Genomic DNA, 18,959 nt, shown 5'->3' with positions numbered 1-18,959 from the left:
CCTGAAACATTTTCTTTCATATCCGCCTTAGGGATTTCTCATTCTCATCCGTCTTAACTTAGATACAGCCTGTCGCGTCAGCAAAAGCTACGACTGGCCTTTTCCGGGCCTCTATCGCCCCCTCCGTTCAAGACCCTCATTCATATGTCGAAGAAGTCACGCTCCAAACTCTGGTTTCTCGTTCATAGCTGGCTGGCGTTGCCCATCTGGTTCTTTGTGCTGATCGTCTGCGTTACCGGCACGCTGGCCGTGGTGAGCCAGGAAATCGTGTGGCTGGCCAACCCGGATATCCGCGCCAGCAAGCCGTCGGATGAAGCCCAGCCGTTGAGCTTTGACCAGGTGATCGCGGCCATCAAGCGCGATGAACCCAAGGCTATCGTCCAGTCCATTATCCGCCCGGATGAGTCGCACTTCGCGCTAAGCGTCGGCCTCAGCTACCCGGATGGGCGCTCCGTGGAGGTGTATGCCAACCCCTACACCGGCGCGATCCAGGGCATCAGCCCCTCGTTCAACTTCCAGCAATTCACTCGTGCCCTGCATGGCTGGTGGCTGGTGCCATTTACCAATGGTTACAGTTGGGGCTGGTACCTGGTGTCCGCGTTGGGCTTGCCGCTGCTCGCCTCGCTGATCACCGGGCTGGTGGTGTACAAGCGCTTCTGGAAAGGCTTCCTGCGCCCTACCCTGCGCGTCCGCCACGGCGCACGGATTTTCTGGGGCGACTTTCACCGCCTGAGCGGCATCTGGTCGATCTGGTTTATCGCGGTCATTTCAATCACTGGCACCTGGTTCCTGATCGAGGCTGTCCTGGGCGACAACCAGATATCCATTTCCAGTGAACCCATCGTGCCAGTGATCGCACGGGATAAGGTGCCGCTGTCGGCGCCGGGAGTGCCGGCGCCGATGATCCCTATCGACAAGGCGATCGACATCGCCGCCGAGCGAATCCCCGGCCTGGACGCCAGCTTTGTGTTCATGCCAAGCAACGCCTACAGCCACCTGCAGATCGGCGGGCGTGGCTGGTACCCGTTGATGTTCCAGACCGCACAGCTGAACCCCTATGAGGGTGAAATCGCGGTCTCCAACCTGTTGTCCGACCGTACCCCGCTGGAATTCGTCACCGAGTCGATGCGCCCACTGCACACCGGGGACTTTGGCGGTTTGTGGATCAAGCTGATCTGGGCATTCTTCGGCCTGGTGCTGAGCATGATGGTATTGAGCGGCTTGCTGATCTGGACCAAGCGCACCGCCCTGGCCACCCTCAACGCCCTCAAGCGCGAGGCCAAGACGCAACGTCAGCACGCGCCCATCCCGGCCATGCACGCCGACACCTCGGAGGCTCAGCGATGAGCAAGGTCGCAACCGTACCCCCGTCCCCGCTGCGCGCCTTTTGGCTGAAATGGCGTTTCCATATCAACATCCTGCTGTTGCTGGTGCCGCTGGGGTTCATGCCCAAATACTTTGCCGACGCCGCGTTGTTTCGCGGGGATACCGGCATCGGCGAGCGTGTGGCCGGGCAGGTGCAAGTCGGCCCCTGGAGCCTGACGCTGGCTGAGTTTCGCAACGAAGGCCCGAGCCCGAACCCGGCTGGCCCGATGAAGTTCTTCAACGCTGCCCTGTGCGATACCTGTGCCGAGCAGGTCAAGGCCACTTACCTGCGTATCGGCAAACCCCGCAGCCTGCGCGCCGCCGGAGTGATCTTCTTCGGCACGCCGTACCGTATGGGCGCCGCCCTGCCGATCCCCGAACGCACCCCGGCGGACGCCGAAATATGGGTGACCATGGAAGGGTGGGACGGCAGCATGCACCAGGGTTCCATCCCGCTGAGCCAGGCCTCGCCTGCCACCATTGCCTGGCTGAACAAGCAAGGAGTCAAACCATGACGTTCAAGCGCTTCACCCGCGCCGCGCTGTTGCTGTGCGCCGGCCTGAGCACCACCGCCTTCGCCCACAACCCGATGTGCGAATGCAAGGAAATCCCCGGTGAGCAGATCCAGTGCAAAGGCGGGTTCTCCGACGGCAGTGGCGCCCCCGGCGTAACCCTGGATGTGATCGGCTACGACGAAACCATCCTGGTGCCGGGCAAGCTCGGCGAGGATTCGACCCTGACCTTCAAGAAGCCCGCCGCCGAGTTCTACGTGCTCTTCGATGCCGGCCCCGGCCACGTGGTGGAAATCGACCAAGCGGATATCCCGTCGCAATGAGTACCACACAGGTTGTACGCCCCGCCGGCGCGGGCCACGAAACCCTTTATGTGTTGCTGTTGTGTCTGATCATCCTCGCGGTGGCGGGCACGGTCGTGGCGCTGCATGGGGAAACCCAGGAAGTCGCGGCGGTGCCAAGCCATCAGCTGGACGCCCGCCGCGACCTGAGCGCCGCCGAGCAAGGCATCTACGCCGACCTGCGGGTGACCCTGGATGAAATCCACCTGTTGCAGCAGGAACACAGCGCCCTGCCGACGCCTGAGCAACTGGCCGAAGAAGGCTTCGCCCCCTTTGCCCAGGACGCTAGCTCAGTAAGCCGAGGCGGCCACCGCTGGCAGTTGCTGGCACCGGCTGCCTACCTGGGCTTGAGCCAGGCGCCGGCCACCAGCGGTTCGCTGCTGATGCGCGTGCAAGGCAGTGAGCCGGATATCTGGCTCAACCGCAGCGCCAACCTTGCCGCTCCATCCGACCTCACTGACCAGGCGCTGATCGCGGCCGGCTGGCAGCAGGTGGTCGCGCAATTCGATGCCGGCGTTACCCGCCAGCACCGTCACTGAACGAGAAGACCGATTGCCCATGTCTATGTCATCGCCCCTGTTGCGCCTGTTGCTGGTTGGCCTGTTCAGCCTGATGCTCGCCCCCCTTGCCAATGCCGAGGCGGCCAAGCGCCTGCGTATCGGCATTACCTTGCACCCCTATTACAGCTACGTGGCCAATATCGTGGGCGACAAGGCCGAAGTGGTGCCGCTGATTCCCGCCGGTTTCAACCCCCATGCCTACGAGCCGCGCGCCGAAGACATCAAGCGCATCGGCACCCTGGATGTGATCGTGCTCAACGGCGTCGGCCATGACGACTTCGCCGACCGCATGATCGCCACCAGCGAGCGCCCGGACATCCCGGTGATCGAAGCCAACGCCAACGTGCCGCTGCTCGCCGCTACAGGTAACGCGGCACGCGGTGCGGGCAAGGTGGTCAACCCGCACACCTTCCTGTCGATCAGCGCGTCGATTGCCCAGGTCAATAACATTGCCCGTGAGTTGGGCAAGCTCGACCCGGACAACGCCAAAACCTACACCCAGAACGCCCGCGCCTACGGCAAGCGCCTGCGCCAGATGCGCGCCGACGCCCTGGCCAAGCTGACCAGCGCGCCCAACCCCGACCTGCGCGTCGCCACCGTACACGCGGCCTACGACTACCTGTTGCGCGAGTTTGGCCTGGAGGTCACCGCCGTGGTCGAGCCGGCCCACGGTATCGAGCCAAGCCCCAGCCAGCTGAAAAAGACTATCGATGAACTGCGTGCCCTGGATGTGAAAGTGATCTTCTCGGAGATGGATTTCCCGTCCACCTACGTCGATACCATCCAGCGTGAATCCGGGGTCAAGCTGTACCCGCTGTCACATATTTCCTACGGCGAATACAGCGCCGAGAAGTACGAAGTGGAGATGACCGGCAACCTCAACACCGTAGTACGGGCGATTCAGGAGTCGGGAGCATGACCGCCGCACAGCAACTGAACCCCGTCAGCGTCGGCCCCACCCTGAACTTCGACCAGGTCTCGCTGACCCTGGGGCGCACCGTGATCCTTGATGGCGTGAGTTTCCAGGTACAACCGGGCAGCATCCATGCGCTGGTCGGCCCCAACGGCGGCGGCAAAAGCTCGCTGATCAAGACCCTGTTGGGGCAGACGCCGCACCAGGGGCGTTTGAGCCTGGAATGGCCAACCACACCCGGCACCATCGGTTACGTGCCCCAGGCGCTGGAATTTGACCGGGGCTTGCCGATGACTGTGGACGATTTCATGGCTGCCATGTGCCAGCGTCGCCCGGCGTTTCTGGGCCTGTCCAAGCATTACGCAGCAGCGATTGGCGATGCCCTTGAGCGCGTCGGCATGCAAGACAAGCGCAAGCGCCGCATGGGCGCGTTGTCCGGCGGTGAGCGCCAGCGCGTACTGCTGGCCCAGGGGCTGATTCCGGCGCCGCAGTTGCTGGTGCTGGATGAGCCGATGTCGGCCCTCGACGAGGCGGGTATCCAGGTGTTCGAACGGCTATTGAACGACTGGCGCCTGGCAGGGATTACGGTGCTGTGGATCGAGCACGACCTGGAGGCCGTTGGCCGCCTGGCCGACCGCGTCACCGGTCTGAACCGCCGCGTGCTGTTCGACGCCACACCGAAAGAGGCGCTGACCCCGGACCGCCTGCTCACTCTGTTCTCCACCCACCCTCGGAGCCCGGCGCCATGAATTATGAAGCCTTTCGCTTGATGGTCCAGGGCTGGGCCTCCTCCGGTTACCTGCCCGAAGCCCTGGCCTACGGGTTTGTGGTCAACGCCCTGCTCGCCGGCTTGTTGATCGGCCCGGTGCTGGGCGGCCTGGGCACGCTGGTGGTGGTCAAGCGCTTTGCGTTTTTCTCCGAAGCGGTCGGCCATGCCGCGCTGACCGGCGTGGCCGTGGGCATCCTGCTGGGCGAACCCTACACCGGGCCTTATGGCAGCCTGTTTGGCTACTGCCTGCTGTTCGGCATCCTGCTCAATTACCTGCGTAACCGCACCGGCCTGGCGCCCGATACCTTGATCGGCGTATTCCTGTCGGTGTCCCTGGCACTGGGGGCAAGCCTGCTGCTGATCCTGGCCGGCAAGATCAACGTGCACATTCTCGAGAACGTGCTGTTTGGCTCGGTGCTGACGGTCAACGGCAACGATCTGCTGGTACTGGCCATTGTCGGCTCGCTGGTGATGGCCCTGGCATTGCCGTTGTACAACCGCATCATGCTGGCCAGTTTCAACCCGCAATTGGCGGCAGTGCGCGGGGTGGCGGTGAAAAGCCTAGACTACCTGTTCGTGATCCTGGTGACCCTGATCACCGTTGCCGCGGTCAAGGTCATAGGCGCAATCCTGGTCGGCGCCTTGCTAGTGATTCCTGCCGCTGCGGCGCGCCTGTTGAGCCAGTCACTCAAAGGGTTTTTCTGGATCTCGGTGTTGATCGCTACCGTCAGCACCCTGTGCGGCATCCTGCTGCCGATCATCTTCGACCTGCCCATCCCATCCGGCGCCGCCATCATTCTGGTTGCCGGTATCGCCTTCGCCTTCGCCGCCATCGCCCGTGGCGTTGTGCCCAGCCTCAAAGGGAATCTTGGATAATGCGCCCTGTCTTTCGCCCATTGGCCCTGGCCATCGCTTGCTTGATGAGTACGTCGGCGCTGGCCGTCGACGGTTTCGACGCCAAGGACTTCAAAGTCAACCAGGGCCTCGGTCACGCAGCCCTGACCAAGACCAAGCAGCCGGTCAAGGTGCTGGCCTCGCTGCCGATTACCTACGGCTTGGCCGAGGCGCTGCTCAAAGGCACCAACGTAACGCTTGAACGCGCCGCGCCGGCCAACCTGCCGGGTTCGAGGCAGGTGTCCTACTTCACCGGCCGCGGTGCTGCGGCACTGAACAAGCTGGCGCTGGACGCCGACGCGGCCATCGGCCTGCGCTCGCTGTGGGCCGATGACCCGCTGTACCCCGTGGCGCGGCGCAGCAATATCCGCATCGTCGAAGTCGATGCCGCACGCCCGGTGGACGGCGGCTTGCCGGGTATCGCAGTACAACCGGGTGTCACCGATGGCTTGAACAGCCAACCCTGGCAATCGAGCAACAATATGGGGCGCATGGCCGACGTGATGGCAGCCGACCTGAGCCGCCTGGCGCCGGCTGCCAAACCCAGGATCGACGCTAACCTGGCCGCGCTCAAACAGCGTTTACTCAAGCTCACCGCCGACAGCGAGGCGCGCTTGGCCAAGGCCGACAACCTGAGTGTGCTCAGCTTGAGCGATCACTTCGCGTACCTGGTCAGCAGCCTGAACCTGGAAGTGCTCGGCACCGATGCACGGCCCGATGCCGAGTGGACGCCCGAGGCGCTGCAAAAACTCAGCAGCACGTTGAAGGACAACGATGTGGCCGTGGTGCTGCATCACCGTCAACCCAGCGATGCAGTCAAAACCGCCATCACTGCCGGCGGCTCCAGACTGTTGGTATTGAATGTGGACGGTGCCGACCCGGTGACGGAGTTGGAAACCAATGTGGACCAAGTGATCAAGGCACTCACACCCTAGGCAAGCCACCGATCCGTCAGAGATAAACTCGGTTCATTGTGGGAGCTGGCTTGCCTGCGATGGTATCGACTCGGTGCGCCTGATAAACCGAGGCGTCCGCATCGCAGGCAAGCCAGCTCCCACATGGGTTCGCGGTGCACCAGCCGCTACACCACATCCACACCCACATGAATCGCATCATGCCGCCAGAACTCCAGGTCACAGTCGATCAGGCGTTGATGCTGGTCGTAATTGACCCGGGCGATGCGCAAGCCCGGGCTGCCTACCGAGACCCGCAGCGCAGCGGCCGCTTCCACCGGCAGTGAGGTCGGCACAATCTCGAAGCGCACCCGCCCGTAGCGCAAGTCATATTTGCTGGCATACAGCTCAGTCATCGACTGATTCAAATCACACGCCAGGATTCCCGGAAAATACTGCGGGTTCAGATAGTGCTCCACATACAACACCAGGCGCCCGTCAATCCTGCGCCCCCGGCAAATCTGGATCACGCTCGACAACGCCGGCAACTGCAACCACGCGCACACCGCCGCCGACGCCGGTTGCAAGCGTGCTGAGATGACCTGCGTGGAAGCCTCACGCCCCTGGTCGCTGACCATCGCGTGAAAATGGCTGCGCTGCATCAGGTTATAGGCCAGCCGTGGCGGCGAGACGAACCAGCCCCGACGCTCTTCGCGGTAAATCTGCCCTTGGGCCTCAAGCTGTAACAAGGCTTCCCGCACGGTAATCCGAGTGGTACCAAACAACTCGCTGAGCTTGCGTTCGGCGGGCAGTTTGCTGGCAGGCGGCAACAGGCCATGGTCGATCTGCTCTTGCAGCGCCAGGCCGATGGAGGTTACCGCCTTGATTGCCTCATCACGCATCAACGTTACCTATCTGGACTAGACCAGCACCGTTCAGGTGCACAAAACGCGCTCTATCTGGGCTTCTGCTGCTGTGTGCCAGCCTAGGCACTCCACATGACCGACAGATGACAAAGGCTGTCGACTGCCTCTACCACCCCCTGCAATACATCGGCCAAGTCCAGAGCCTGCGGGCACTTGGACATGGTCTACGCTAAGTCGGAGCTGAGCGACATCAGCGCTTCAAAAACGACATCGACATGAAACTGTCATCCAGGGGGCCTAGATTGGCTCAGGTATTGCTGACCTAGACCAAACCACCGCTAACGTTCAGATAAAACGCCGCGTTGAAAACGCCCAAAGGAGCTTCGGATGAAACAGCTTTTCCTGGCATCACTGTTAGGCTCGACCATTGCCATGTGCACCGCCGCCATGGCTGCTGATACCGATCTAAAAACCTTGGAAGCCGCCGCCAAAGCGGAAGGCGCCGTCAACAGCGTCGGCATGCCCGATGACTGGGCCAACTGGAAAGGCACCTGGGAAGACCTGGCCAAGACCTACGGCCTCAAGCACATCGACACCGACATGAGCTCGGCCCAGGAAATCGCCAAGTTCAAAGCCGAAAAAGACAACGCCAGCGCCGATATCGGTGACGTGGGCGCAGCCTTCGGCCCGATCGCGGTGAAACAGGAAGTCACCCAGCCATACAAACCGTCCACCTGGGCGCAGGTGCCGGATTGGGCGAAAGACAAGGACGGTCACTGGGCCCTGGCCTACACCGGCACCATCGCCTTTATCGTCAACAAGAAGCTGCTGCACGGCTCCGAAGTGCCCACCACCTGGGCTGACCTGCAAACCGGTAAATACAAGGTCTCGGTGGGTGACGTGAGCACCGCCGCCCAGGCTTCGAACGCAGTACTCGCCGCAGCCATCGCCAACAAAGGCGACGAGAAAAACATCGCGCCGGGCCTGCAATTTTTCACCAAGATCGCCCAGCAAGGTCGGCTCTCGCTGTCCAACCCGACCATCGCCACCATGGAAAAAGGCGAAGTCGAAGTGGGCCTCGTCTGGGACTTCAACGGCCTGAGCTACAAGGCCAAGATGGCCAACCCGGATGACTACGTGGTGCTGATCCCCTCGGATGGCTCGGTGAAATCCGGCTACACCACCATCATCAACAAATACGCCAAGCACCCGAACGCCGCCAAGCTCACCCGCGAATACATCTTCAGCGATGCCGGCCAGCTCAACCTGGCACGCGGCAATGCGCGTCCGATCCGGGCTGAAACCGATTTGAAACTGCCGGCGGACGTTGCCAAAAACCTGATCCCGGGCGAGCAGTACACCAAGGCCAACCCGCAGCCGATCAAGGATGCCGATGCCTGGGAAGCGACGTCCAAGAAGCTGCCACAGATGTGGAACGAGCAAGTCATCGTAGAAATGAAGTAATCGGTCTCTCTGATCCAAAGGCGGTCAGTGTGGGAGCTGGCTTGCTGTGGCGAGGGAGCTTGCTCCCGCTCGACAGCGTAGCTGGAGCCGGCTTTTTGGGGGTGCTCCGCACCCCAGCGCAAGCAAGCTTGCTCGCCACAACAAGCCAGCTCCCACATTTGATCCCATCCCAAGTTGATACTGAGCCATATCCTCTGTTGCGGAGCCCCAGCCCCCATGAAGCACAATGTCATCCTTGTGGTGCTCGACGGCCTCAACTTCGAGGTTGCGCGGCACGCCATGGGGCACTTGCAGGCCTACGTCGGCGCAAGACGCGCAGCCCTCTACACACTGGAATGTGAACTGCCTGCCCTGTCCCGCCCGTTGTATGAATGCATCCTCACCGGCGTGCCGCCGATCCAAAGCGGTATCGTGCACAACAACGTCTCGCGCCTGTCCACCCAGCGCAGCATTTTCCATTACGCCACCGACGCCGGCTTGAGCACCGCTGCGGCGGCTTACCACTGGGTCAGCGAGCTGTATAACCGCACGCCCTTTCTCGCCGCCCGTGATCGTCACATCGACGACAAGGCGCTGGCGATCCAGCACGGGCATTTCTACTGGAATGACCACTACCCCGATTCCCACCTGTTCGCCGACGCCGAAAGCCTGAGGCTCAAGCACGCGCCAAACTTTTTGCTGGTGCACCCGATGAACATCGACGACGCCGGCCACAAGCATGGCCTCGACACCGCGCAATACCGCAACAGCGCACGCTCGGCCGACATTATCCTGGCCGACTACCTGCAAGGCTGGCTCGACGCCGGCTACCAGATACTGGTCACCGCCGACCATGGCATGAACAACGACCGCTCCCACAACGGCCTGTTGCGCGAAGAACGGGAAGTGCCACTGTTTGTCATCGGTGACGCCTTCAGCCTGGACAGCGACGCTGCGCCGAAACAGACCGACCTGTGCGGCACCGTCTGCGAACTGCTCGGCGTGCCCCACGACAAACCTGTGTGCCGGGAGTTGCTCAAGTGAATGCATTGACCCGCGGTAAATGGCTGGCCCTGCTATGCCTGCTGCCCTTCGCACTGTTCTTTATCGTGTTCGAGATCGCGCCGCTGGTGTGGGTGCTGATCAGCAGCCTGCAAACCGAAGAGGCCGGCTGGGGCCTGGAAAACTTCACCCGCATCTTCACGTCGAAGTTCTACCGGCAGGCCATCCAGTTCAGCCTGGAGATCAGCTTTTACTCCAGCATCTTCGGCATCATCATCGCCACCTTGGGCAGCTACTCACTGCGCCGAGTGGATTCGCCGCTGCGCAACTTCGTCACCGCGTTCGCCAACATGACCAGCAATTTCGCCGGCGTGCCCCTGGCCTTCGCGTTCATCATCCTGCTGGGGTTCAACGGCAGTATCACCCTCATGCTCAAGCAGGCCGGGATCATCGAGGACTTCAACCTGTACTCGAAAACCGGCTTGATCATCCTCTATACCTATTTCCAGATCCCCCTCGGCGTACTGTTGCTCTACCCGGCCTTTGACGCATTGCGCGAAGACTGGCGCGAATCTGCCGCGCTGCTCGGTGCGAATGGCTGGCAGTTCTGGCGCCATATCGGCCTGCCGGTGCTCACCCCGGCCCTGCTCGGCACCTTTGTGATCCTGCTGGCCAATGCCCTGGGCGCCTACGCCACGGTCTATGCGCTTACTACCGGCAACTTCAACGTGCTGCCAATTCGCATTGCCGGCCTGGTCTCCGGCGATGTGTCGCTGGACCCGAACATGGCCAGCGCCCTGGCCGTGGTGCTGGTGGCGCTGATGACCGTGGTCACGGTGGTGCATCAACTGCTGCTCAAGAGGAGCTACCATGTCTCGCGCTGAAGCCGGTACGGCCTCCCTCTACCATCGGGTGGTGGTGTACCTGTTGTTCCTGATCCTGGTGCTGCCGCTGGTGGGCACTTTTGTCTACTCGATTTCCAGCAGTTGGTCGGCAACCATCCTGCCTGCCGGCTTCAGCGTGAAATGGTATGTACAGCTGTGGAGCGACCCGCGCTTTCTGATGGCCTTCGGGCAATCGTTGCTGGTGTGCGTGGGCGCACTTATCCTCTCGGTGGTGTTGATCTTGCCGCTGCTGTTCGTGGTGCATTACCACTTTCCCAAGCTCGACGCGCTGATGAACATCCTGATCCTGCTGCCCTTTGCGGTGCCGCCGGTGGTGTCCTCGGTGGGTCTGCTGCAACTGTACGGTTCCGGGCCGCTGGCGATGGTGGGCACGCCGTGGATTTTGATCGGCTGCTACTTCACCGTCGCGCTGCCGTTCATGTACCGAGCGATCACCAACAACCTGCAAGCCATCAACCTGCGCGACCTGATGGACGCTTCGCAACTGCTCGGCGCCAGCACCTGGCAGGCCGCGATCCTGGTGGTGCTGCCCAACCTGCGCAAGGGCCTGATGGTGGCGCTGCTGTTGTCGTTCTCGTTCCTGTTTGGCGAGTTCGTGTTCGCCAACATCCTCGTCGGCACCCGCTACGAAACCCTGCAGGTGTACCTCAACAACATGCGCAACAGCAGTGGCCATTTCACCAGTGCCGTGGTGATCTCCTATTTCTTCTTCGTGCTGGTACTGACCTGGGCCGCCACTCTCTTGAACAAGGACAAAAGCCAATGAGCTTCGTCAGCGTCCAACACCTGCAAAAAGGCTACGCCGGCACCCCGGTGTTCAGCGATATCAATTGCGAGGTCGCCAAAGGCGAGTTCGTCACCCTGCTCGGCCCGTCCGGTTGCGGCAAATCCACTTTGCTGCGCTGCATCGCCGGGCTTACGCCGGTGGACAGTGGCCAAATCCTCCTGGATGGCCAGGACATCGTGCCTCTGAGCCCACAGAAGCGCCAGATCGGCATGGTGTTCCAGAGCTACGCGCTGTTCCCCAACATGACCGTGGAACAGAACGTTGCCTTCGGCCTGCGCATGCAAAAGGTCAACGCCGACGACAGTCACAAGCGCGTGCAAGAAGTGCTGCAACTGGTGGAACTCAAGGACCTGGCCGGCCGCTATCCGCACCAGATGTCCGGTGGCCAGTGCCAGCGCGTCGCCCTCGCCCGCTCCCTGGTAACCCGCCCGCGCCTGCTGTTGCTCGATGAACCGCTGTCGGCGCTGGATGCACGTATTCGCAAGCACTTGCGCGAGCAGATCCGCCAGATCCAGCGCGAGCTGGGGCTGACCACGATCTTCGTGACCCATGACCAGGAAGAAGCGCTGACCATGTCCGACCGCATCTTCTTGATGAACCAGGGCAAGATCGTGCAGAGCGGCGATGCCGAAACCCTCTATACCGCGCCGGTGGATGTGTTCGCTGCTGGGTTTATCGGCAACTACAACCTGCTCGATGCCGACAAGGCCAGCCAACTGCTGCAGCGACCGATCAGCGGGCGTATCGCGATTCGCCCCGAGGCCATCGAGTTGAGCCGCAGTGGCGAGCTCGATGCGTTGGTGCGTAGCCACAGCCTGCTGGGTAACGTAATTCGCTACCGCATCGAAGCCCGTGGTGTCGAGCTGGTGGTGGATGTGCTCAATCGTTCGGCCGACGACCTGCATCCGGACGGCCAACGCCTGGCACTTTCCATCGACCCCAGCGCACTGTGTGAAGTAGCCTGACAGGCAGCGACCTATTGAGAGAGAGCATCACCGATGGCATTGGTAATTTTTGATCTGGACGACACCTTGATCCACGGCGACTGCGCCACGCTGTGGAGCGAACAGATGGGCCGCCTCGGCTGGGTAGACCCTGAGTCATTCATGCGCAGGAACAACGAGCTGATGGATGCCTACAGCCAGGGCAAGCTGTTGATGGAAGATTTCATGGATTTCAGCCTGGAGCCGATGATCGGCCGAACCCCGGAAGAAATCGAGCACCTGGTGGAGCCGTGGGTCGAGGACGTGATCGAGCCGCTGATCTACAGCGACGCCACCAAGACCATCGCCCGCCACCGCGCGAACGGTGACCGGATCCTGGTGATTTCCGCTTCGGGCACTCACCTGGTCACGCCGATTGCTGCGCGTATCGGTATCGAGGAAGTGCTGGGGATTAACCTGAGCGTCAGCCATGGGGTATACGACGGCAAGACAGAGGGTGTACTGACTTACCGTGAAGGCAAGATCACGCGGTTGCTGGAATGGCTGGAGCAGGAAGGCGAAACCCTTGAAGGTGCCTATTTCTATTCGGACTCGCGCAATGATTTACCGCTGCTGCTCAAGGTGGATCACCCGCAGGTGGTGAACCCGGACCCGGTGTTGCGCGCCAATGCCGAACAGGCCGGCTGGCCGATCCACCACTGGACCTGAATCAATAGACATCAACCTGTGGGAGCTGGCTTGCCGGCGATAGCGGTGCAACAGTGAAGAATTCTTCATCTGGCGCACCGCTATCGCAGGCAAGCCAGCTCCCACACTGACTGCATTTCAATCTAGGATTCGGTCAGGCTATTGGCAATATGGACTACACCGGACGTAGGACGAGGTTGTTCTAGCCCCCCACATCACCGTCAACGCCTTGCAATGCTTTCACAGTGCCTCCATAGTGAGTCTGGACTGAGCCCGGTGCTGTAGCGCCGGGCTTTTTGCATTATGCGACCGGACCATATGGAACCGGCTCCCTCAAAGACGGCCTAATATGCGTTATCAATTGCCCCCGCGTCGAATCAGCATGAAGCATCTGTTCCCCAGCACCGCCCTCGCTTTTTTCATTGGTCTCGGCTTCGCGTCGATGTCGACCAATACGTTCGCAGCCAATAGCTGGGACAACCTTCAGCCTGATCGCGATGAGGTGATTGCCAGCCTTAACGTCGTCGAGTTGCTCAAGCGCCATCACTACAGCAAGCCGCCGCTGGACGACGCTCGCTCGGTGATCATCTACGACAGCTACCTCAAGCTGCTGGACCCCTCGCGCAGCTACTTCCTGGCCAGCGATATCGCTGAGTTCGACAAGTGGAAGACCCAATTCGACGACTTCCTCAAGAGCGGCGACCTGCAACCCGGCTTCACCATCTACAAGCGTTACCTGGACCGCGTCAAAGCGCGTCTGGACTTCGCGTTGGGTGAGCTGAACAAGGGCGTCGACAAACTCGATTTCACCCAGAAAGAAACCCTTCTGGTAGACCGCAAGGACGCCCCTTGGCTGACCAGCACCGCAGCCCTGGACGACCTGTGGCGCAAACGCGTCAAGGACGAAGTGCTGCGCTTGAAGATCGCCGGCAAAGAGCCCAAGGCCATTCAAGAACTGCTGACCAAGCGCTACAAAAACCAGCTGGCACGCCTGGACCAGACCCGTGCCGAGGATATCTTCCAGGCCTACATCAACACCTTTGCGATGTCCTACGACCCGCACACCAATTATCTGTCGCCAGATAACGCGGAAAATTTCGATATCAATATGAGTCTGTCCCTGGAAGGCATCGGTGCCGTCCTGCAAAGCGACAATGACCAGGTGAAGATCGTACGTCTGGTGCCGGCAGGCCCTGCTGACAAAACCAAGCAAGTGGCACCGGCCGACAAGATCATCGGCGTGGCCCAGGCCGACAAAGAGATGGTCGATGTGGTCGGCTGGCGCCTGGACGAAGTGGTCAAGCTGATCCGTGGGCCTAAAGGCAGCGTGGTGCGCCTGGAAGTGATTCCGCACACCAATGCACCGAACGACCAGACCAGCAAGATCGTGTCCATCACCCGTGAAGCGGTGAAGCTCGAAGACCAGGCCGTGCAGAAGAAAGTCCTCAACCTCAAGCAGGATGGCAAGGACTACAAGCTGGGCGTGATCGAAATCCCGGCCTTCTACCTGGACTTCAAGGCGTTCCGCGCCGGTGATCCGGACTACAAGTCCACCACCCGCGACGTGAAGAAAATCCTGACAGAACTGCAGAAAGAGAAAGTCGACGGCGTGGTCATCGACCTGCGCAACAACGGCGGCGGCTCCCTGCAGGAAGCCACCGAGCTGACCAGCCTGTTTATCGACAAGGGCCCGACCGTATTGGTACGCAACGCTGACGGCCGTGTCGACGTGCTCGAAGACGAGAACCCGGGTGCCTTCTACAAAGGGCCGATGGCGCTGCTGGTCAACCGTCTCTCGGCCTCGGCCTCGGAGATTTTCGCCGGCGCCATGCAGGACTACCACCGCGCACTGATCATCGGCGGCCAGACCTTCGGCAAAGGCACCGTGCAGACCATCCAACCGCTGAACCATGGCGAGCTCAAGCTGACACTGGCCAAGTTCTACCGGGTATCCGGGCAGAGCACCCAGCATCAAGGCGTACTGCCGGATATCGATTTCCCTTCGATCATCGACACCAAGGAAATCGGCGAAAGCGCCCTGCCTGAAGCCATGCCGTGGGACACCATCCGCCCTGCGATCAAGCCGGCGTCGGATCCGTTCAAGCCCTTCCTGGCTCAGTTGAAGGCTGACCATGACACCCGCTCTGCCAAGGACGCCGAGTTCGTGTTTATCCGCGACAAGCTGGCCCTGGCCAAGAAGCTGATGGAAGAGAAGACCGTCAGCCTCAACGAAGCGGATCGCCGTGCACAGCACTCCAGCATCGAGAATCAGCAACTGGTGCTGGAAAACACCCGCCGCAAGGCCAAGGGTGAAGACCCGCTCAAAGAGCTGAAGAAAGAAGATGAAGACGCGCTGCCGACCGAGGCGGATAAAACCAAGCCGGAAGACGACGCTTACTTGGCCGAGACTGGCCGGATCCTGCTGGATTATCTGAAAATCACCAAGCAGGTGGCCAAGCAGTAAATGATGGCGATTTAATGTGATCGCTCCTCGGAGTGTCATCATATAGACATCATTCTGTCGTGAAATAAAAGGACCGCAGGTTTACGCCTGCGGTCCTTTTTTTTGATCGAGACCGCCATGACCATGACCGAACAGCTGAACGCATTGGGCTCAATCCTGGCTCAAGGCAGTTTGCACAGCCTGTTCCAACCGATCATCTGCCTGTCGGAGCGGCGCATCCTCGGTTATGAAGCTCTCAGTCGTGGCCCGTCCAACAGCCCGCTGCACTCCCCCGTCGCACTGTTCTCGGTGGCCAGCCACGCCGGGCGCCTGAGCGAATTGGACATGGCGTGTCGAGAGAGTGCATGCCGGCGCTTCAGCGAGCAGAAACTGCCCGGCAAGCTGTTCCTCAATATCTCTCCCGAATCCTTGATGGAGAACGCACATCAGCCAGGGCGCACGCTGCAACTGTTGCGCGACTTCGGCATTTCTCCCAGCCAAGTGGTGATCGAGCTAACCGAGCAGGCACCCACCGACGATTTCGCGCTGCTGCAAACTGCCTTGCACCACTACCGCGACATGGGCTTTGCCATCGCACTGGATGACTTGGGCGCCGGTTATTCCAGCTTGCGGTTGTGGTCCGAGCTGCGCCCGGACTACGTGAAGATCGACCGGCACTTTATTGACGGCATTCACCAGGACGCCCTCAAGCGTGAGTTTGTCGGCTCGATCCTGCAGATCGCCAGGGCGTCCCGCGCCCAAGTGATTGCCGAGGGCATCGAGTTGCCGGAAGAACTGGCGGTGTTGACCGAGATGGGCGTCGACCTGGTCCAGGGCTACCTGCTCTGCCGCCCTCAGGAAAAGCCGCCGCAGGAAGCGCGCCTGATGCTGCCCAAGCCGGATAACGCCACGCTGGCCCTCAATGACGAAGGCAGTGACTTGAGCGCCCTGCTCAATGAGCAGCCCGCCGTGGATCAAGACACCGCCACCGCTCAAGTGCTGGAATCGTTCCGCCGCCAGGCCAACCTCAACTCGCTGGCGGTATTGGACGGCCGCGGTTGCCCGGTCGGCATTGTGCACCGGCACTCGTTGTCTGACGCGTTGCTCAAGCCGTTCGCGACCGATCTGTTTGCACGTAAACCCATCAGCCGCTTGATGAGCGATGACTTTTTGGCGGTGGAACTGAGCCAGTCCTTGCAGCAGGTCAGCCGCTTATTGACCAGCCGCGCGCGGCAACGCATCGAAGAGGATTTCATCATAACCCTGAACGGTGATTACCTGGGGCTGGGTCGGGTCATCGACGTGCTCAAGTTGATCACGGAGCTGAAAATCCAGCAGGCCCGCTACGCCAACCCGTTGACCTTGTTGCCTGGCAATGTGCCGATCCAGCAGTGCCTCACCCGGCTGCTGCAGCAACAGCGCGAGTCGGTGATCTGCTATGTGGATATCGACAGTTTCAAACCGTTCAACGATATCTACGGCTACGGGCGCGGGGATGAAGTGCTGCTGTGCCTGGCGCAGTGCCTCAACGACCGGGTAGACCCCAGCCGCGACTTTGTCGGGCATATTGGTGGGGATGATTTTTTGCTGGTGCTGGGCCCGCAGGATTGGCGCAAGCGGCTCAACCAGTTGCTGGATGACTTCCATACCCAATGCCGACGCTTCTACCGCGCTGAACATCTGGAGGCTGGGTGCTTCGTGGCCCTCAATCGCCAGGGCGTGCGCCAGGAGTTTGCGTTGCTGTCGCTGTCCATCGGTGTAGTGCACTTGTATCCTCAGGCCTGCGCACAACTCGATGCCAGCCAGTTGGCAGAGCTGGCGTCACAAGCCAAGCACCATGCCAAGGATGTGGCGGGCTACAGCATCCACGTGATCGACAGCATGGACACCTGCCCCCAGGCGCTTTAGGCCTCGGCGGACTCCGGATACTCGTACTCGAACACCCGCACCACTTCGGATGCATGCCAGGACGCGGCGGCGACGCCATCGGACGGCCCGCTGAACCGCCCCAGACGCTCCACACATTCGAAAAAACCGGTGCGCGGCAGGCGGCTGGCGCCCTGGCTGATCACCAGGGAACTGCGCAGCGGCTGCTCGGCCTTGGCATCCAGTGCCGCCAGGTGCTCCAGGGCCGCCGCCAGGGTCTGCATGGCCGGCGTGGGGAATTGCAGGCGCTCAAGCAGTGCACGGTAGGTGAGCAAATGGCGCTGGCGCCGCGCCTGATCCAGTTCGTTGAGCAACCCATCCCAGTGTTGACGGCTAATACGTAGGCTCAAGACTCATCCCTCCAACCTGCTACGCCCAATTCCCAAGCCAGGCTGCGGCGAATGGCGGCATCCGGCTGGCGTTCACCACTTTCAATCAATCCAAGGTATGAGGGGCTGATCCCCACTGTGCGTGCCAGGGTCTCGATAGCCAGCCCCTTGGCTTCACGCAGGCCGCGCAGGGCTGCGAGCGGGCGCAGGTCCTGATCAATGGCGGTAGAGGCGGCAGGGGAAGAAGCGGGTGTAGGTTGCTGCTGACCGGCAGCTTTTAGCAGCGCCTGGTACTGGTCCCATGGCAACACCGCGTATTCGGGTGCGCCATCGCGTGAAATGATCTGAATATCCATGACTGCCCCGTAGGATAAAAACACTTACTAAGTAAGTTCTTTCCTTAGAAGTGTAATCCTAACAGCCACGAAGGTCGCCGGGGGATACCCGGCATCATTAGTTTTTTTGTGGGTTTTCCCGGGCCAGCAGCTCAGGCGTCGCGGGGAGGCGCTCAACCACCGCGAGTTTTTCCGGGCGTTGCGCATCGCGCCACGCACGAAAGGCGCTCAGTTCGCCGCTCAGGGTCTTCATGACCCACGCCAGCACGGCGATGTCGTCGAACATGCCGAACATCGGGATAAAGTCCGGGATTGCATCAATGGGGCTGAGAAAGTACATCAGCCCCGCTACCACCGAGAGCAGCGCCTTGGGGCTGATCGCTCGGTATTCGCCGCGCCAGTAAGCCAGGCACAGGGCCTGGAGCAATTTCAGATCGTCCTTTAACTGGCCCAGCCGATTGCCCTGGCTTGAGCCTTTGGCAGCGACGGCAAACAACAGGGTGGGCAGGCGGCCACGGCCGAGCAGACGTGCGGCCATGGGCAGGAAACGGGTGAAATTGAACGGTGGTTTCATTGGGCACTCCAGTTCCAGGCGACATAAAAGGTTATCCACACAAATTGTGGATAACCTTGTGAACAGAGCCTGTTTTATCGGCTGAAAGCCACGGACTACAAGGCCTACAGTCAGATCGGGCGTTTTTTGCGCACATAAAAAAAAACCCAAGAATTCATTGACTTGGCATGTATGTGCGGCTACCCGTGCTCGAGTCTTATATCAGACTGTGTCCGATTGCGGACGTTCGTTTGGATTTGCAGAGGCTTCAACGCAGGGGCTCGCTGGCGTGCGATAGCGATAGACATCTACACGACCCGGTACGACGTGGCAGCCTGCCAGCCGATGCCTATCTCCCAGACACCCCGGGCTCCAAATGTGGGAGCTGGCTTGCCTGCGATTGCCTTACGCATCAACACAACTTTACAGGCTGTAGCAGGGATGCCGGTTTAGCCGCCCCGCGCCATGGATGGCGCGTGGCGGCGCCCCCCC

At 60.9% G+C, this 18,959-nt stretch carries 20 protein-coding genes; 16 read left to right on the top strand and 4 right to left on the bottom strand.

What is annotated here, in order from left to right; genetic code table 11:
- Positions 1–144: 144 nt before the first annotated feature.
- The 8 genes from OC445_RS24995 to OC445_RS24960 are packed head-to-tail and all read left to right on the top strand — an operon-like array spanning position 145 to position 6,289.
- A complete protein-coding gene (locus tag OC445_RS24995) occupies positions 145–1,347 on the top strand; it encodes a PepSY-associated TM helix domain-containing protein (RefSeq protein ID WP_054897880.1) in 1,203 nt (400 codons plus the stop codon).
- A complete protein-coding gene (locus tag OC445_RS24990; RefSeq protein WP_019817260.1) occupies positions 1,344–1,880 on the top strand; it encodes a hypothetical protein in 537 nt (178 codons plus the stop codon). The genes OC445_RS24995 and OC445_RS24990 overlap by 4 nt, the downstream gene beginning before the upstream one ends.
- The gene (locus OC445_RS24985; RefSeq protein ID WP_020301064.1) at positions 1,877–2,200 is read left to right on the top strand and encodes a hypothetical protein; all 324 of its coding nucleotides are present in this window, start codon (positions 1,877–1,879) and stop codon (positions 2,198–2,200) included. The genes OC445_RS24990 and OC445_RS24985 overlap by 4 nt, the downstream gene beginning before the upstream one ends.
- Positions 2,197–2,757 (top strand): DUF6162 family protein, encoded by a 561-nt coding sequence (locus OC445_RS24980; RefSeq protein ID WP_014717807.1) that lies wholly within the window; start codon positions 2,197–2,199, stop codon positions 2,755–2,757. Before OC445_RS24985 ends, OC445_RS24980 begins: the two co-directional genes overlap by 4 nt.
- 19 nt (positions 2,758–2,776) lie before the next feature.
- Positions 2,777–3,697: a metal ABC transporter substrate-binding protein gene (locus OC445_RS24975; RefSeq protein ID WP_054897879.1), complete on the top strand. Its 921-nt coding sequence runs from the start codon at positions 2,777–2,779 to the stop codon at positions 3,695–3,697.
- Entirely contained in the window at positions 3,694–4,440 is a 747-nt protein-coding gene (locus OC445_RS24970) for a metal ABC transporter ATP-binding protein (protein WP_054897878.1), read from the top strand. Before OC445_RS24975 ends, OC445_RS24970 begins: the two co-directional genes overlap by 4 nt.
- Positions 4,437–5,336, top strand: a complete 900-nt coding sequence (locus OC445_RS24965; protein ID WP_054897877.1) for a metal ABC transporter permease — start codon at positions 4,437–4,439, stop codon at positions 5,334–5,336. The genes OC445_RS24970 and OC445_RS24965 overlap by 4 nt, the downstream gene beginning before the upstream one ends.
- Positions 5,336–6,289 carry a metal ABC transporter substrate-binding protein gene (locus tag OC445_RS24960; protein WP_054897876.1) on the top strand — a complete coding sequence of 318 codons (954 nt, stop codon included), beginning with the start codon at positions 5,336–5,338 and terminating at the stop codon, positions 6,287–6,289. Before OC445_RS24965 ends, OC445_RS24960 begins: the two co-directional genes overlap by 1 nt.
- Positions 6,290–6,435: 146 nt before the next feature.
- Here OC445_RS24960 and OC445_RS24955 read toward each other — a convergent pair whose 3' ends face one another.
- Positions 6,436–7,149, bottom strand: coding sequence for a UTRA domain-containing protein (locus OC445_RS24955; RefSeq protein WP_054897875.1), 714 nt, complete (start codon positions 7,147–7,149; stop codon positions 6,436–6,438).
- 351 nt (positions 7,150–7,500) lie between these two features.
- On the opposite strand from OC445_RS24955, the gene OC445_RS24950 reads away from it, so the two are divergent.
- The 8 genes from OC445_RS24950 (at position 7,501) to OC445_RS24915 (ending at position 17,232) form a co-directional block, all read left to right on the top strand.
- Entirely contained in the window at positions 7,501–8,577 is a 1,077-nt protein-coding gene (locus tag OC445_RS24950) for an ABC transporter substrate-binding protein (protein WP_003190150.1), read from the top strand.
- A 216-nt stretch (positions 8,578–8,793) separates the two neighbouring features.
- Complete coding sequence (locus OC445_RS24945) at positions 8,794–9,600, top strand: alkaline phosphatase family protein (RefSeq protein ID WP_054897874.1); 807 nt, start codon at positions 8,794–8,796, stop codon at positions 9,598–9,600.
- Complete coding sequence (locus OC445_RS24940) at positions 9,597–10,442, top strand: ABC transporter permease (RefSeq protein WP_044267910.1); 846 nt, start codon at positions 9,597–9,599, stop codon at positions 10,440–10,442. Before OC445_RS24945 ends, OC445_RS24940 begins: the two co-directional genes overlap by 4 nt.
- Entirely contained in the window at positions 10,429–11,229 is an 801-nt protein-coding gene (locus OC445_RS24935) for an ABC transporter permease (RefSeq protein WP_032892564.1), read from the top strand. The genes OC445_RS24940 and OC445_RS24935 overlap by 14 nt, the downstream gene beginning before the upstream one ends.
- Positions 11,226–12,215, top strand: coding sequence for an ABC transporter ATP-binding protein (locus OC445_RS24930; RefSeq protein ID WP_034127242.1), 990 nt, complete (start codon positions 11,226–11,228; stop codon positions 12,213–12,215). Before OC445_RS24935 ends, OC445_RS24930 begins: the two co-directional genes overlap by 4 nt.
- A gap of 33 nt (positions 12,216–12,248) precedes the next feature.
- Positions 12,249–12,902 (top strand): HAD family hydrolase, encoded by a 654-nt coding sequence (locus tag OC445_RS24925; protein ID WP_054897873.1) that lies wholly within the window; start codon positions 12,249–12,251, stop codon positions 12,900–12,902.
- A gap of 361 nt (positions 12,903–13,263) precedes the next feature.
- Positions 13,264–15,345: a carboxy terminal-processing peptidase gene (locus OC445_RS24920; protein ID WP_223816873.1), complete on the top strand. Its 2,082-nt coding sequence runs from the start codon at positions 13,264–13,266 to the stop codon at positions 15,343–15,345.
- A gap of 117 nt (positions 15,346–15,462) precedes the next feature.
- Positions 15,463–17,232 (top strand): bifunctional diguanylate cyclase/phosphodiesterase, encoded by a 1,770-nt coding sequence (locus tag OC445_RS24915; protein WP_054897872.1) that lies wholly within the window; start codon positions 15,463–15,465, stop codon positions 17,230–17,232.
- On the opposite strand, the gene OC445_RS24910 is transcribed toward OC445_RS24915, so the two are convergent.
- The 3 genes from OC445_RS24910 to OC445_RS24900 form a co-directional block, all read right to left on the bottom strand.
- Positions 17,229–17,600, bottom strand: a complete 372-nt coding sequence (locus tag OC445_RS24910) for a hypothetical protein (RefSeq protein ID WP_005786715.1) — start codon at positions 17,598–17,600, stop codon at positions 17,229–17,231. The genes OC445_RS24915 and OC445_RS24910 overlap by 4 nt on opposite strands.
- A complete protein-coding gene (locus tag OC445_RS24905; protein WP_034127238.1) occupies positions 17,597–17,935 on the bottom strand; it encodes a multiprotein-bridging factor 1 family protein in 339 nt (112 codons plus the stop codon). Before OC445_RS24905 ends, OC445_RS24910 begins: the two co-directional genes overlap by 4 nt.
- Before the next feature lie 97 nt (positions 17,936–18,032).
- Positions 18,033–18,488: a YkvA family protein gene (locus OC445_RS24900; RefSeq protein WP_054897871.1), complete on the bottom strand. Its 456-nt coding sequence runs from the start codon at positions 18,486–18,488 to the stop codon at positions 18,033–18,035.
- Between the last annotated feature and the right edge of the window lie 471 nt (positions 18,489–18,959).

Origin of the sequence: Pseudomonas sp. Pse35 (assembly GCF_024519715.1) — a bacterium.
GTDB classification, from domain to species: Bacteria; Pseudomonadota; Gammaproteobacteria; order Pseudomonadales; family Pseudomonadaceae; genus Aquipseudomonas; species Aquipseudomonas paracarnis.
Note: the sequence above shows the minus strand (reverse complement) of the source record. Positions and strands in the feature narration are given on the sequence as shown.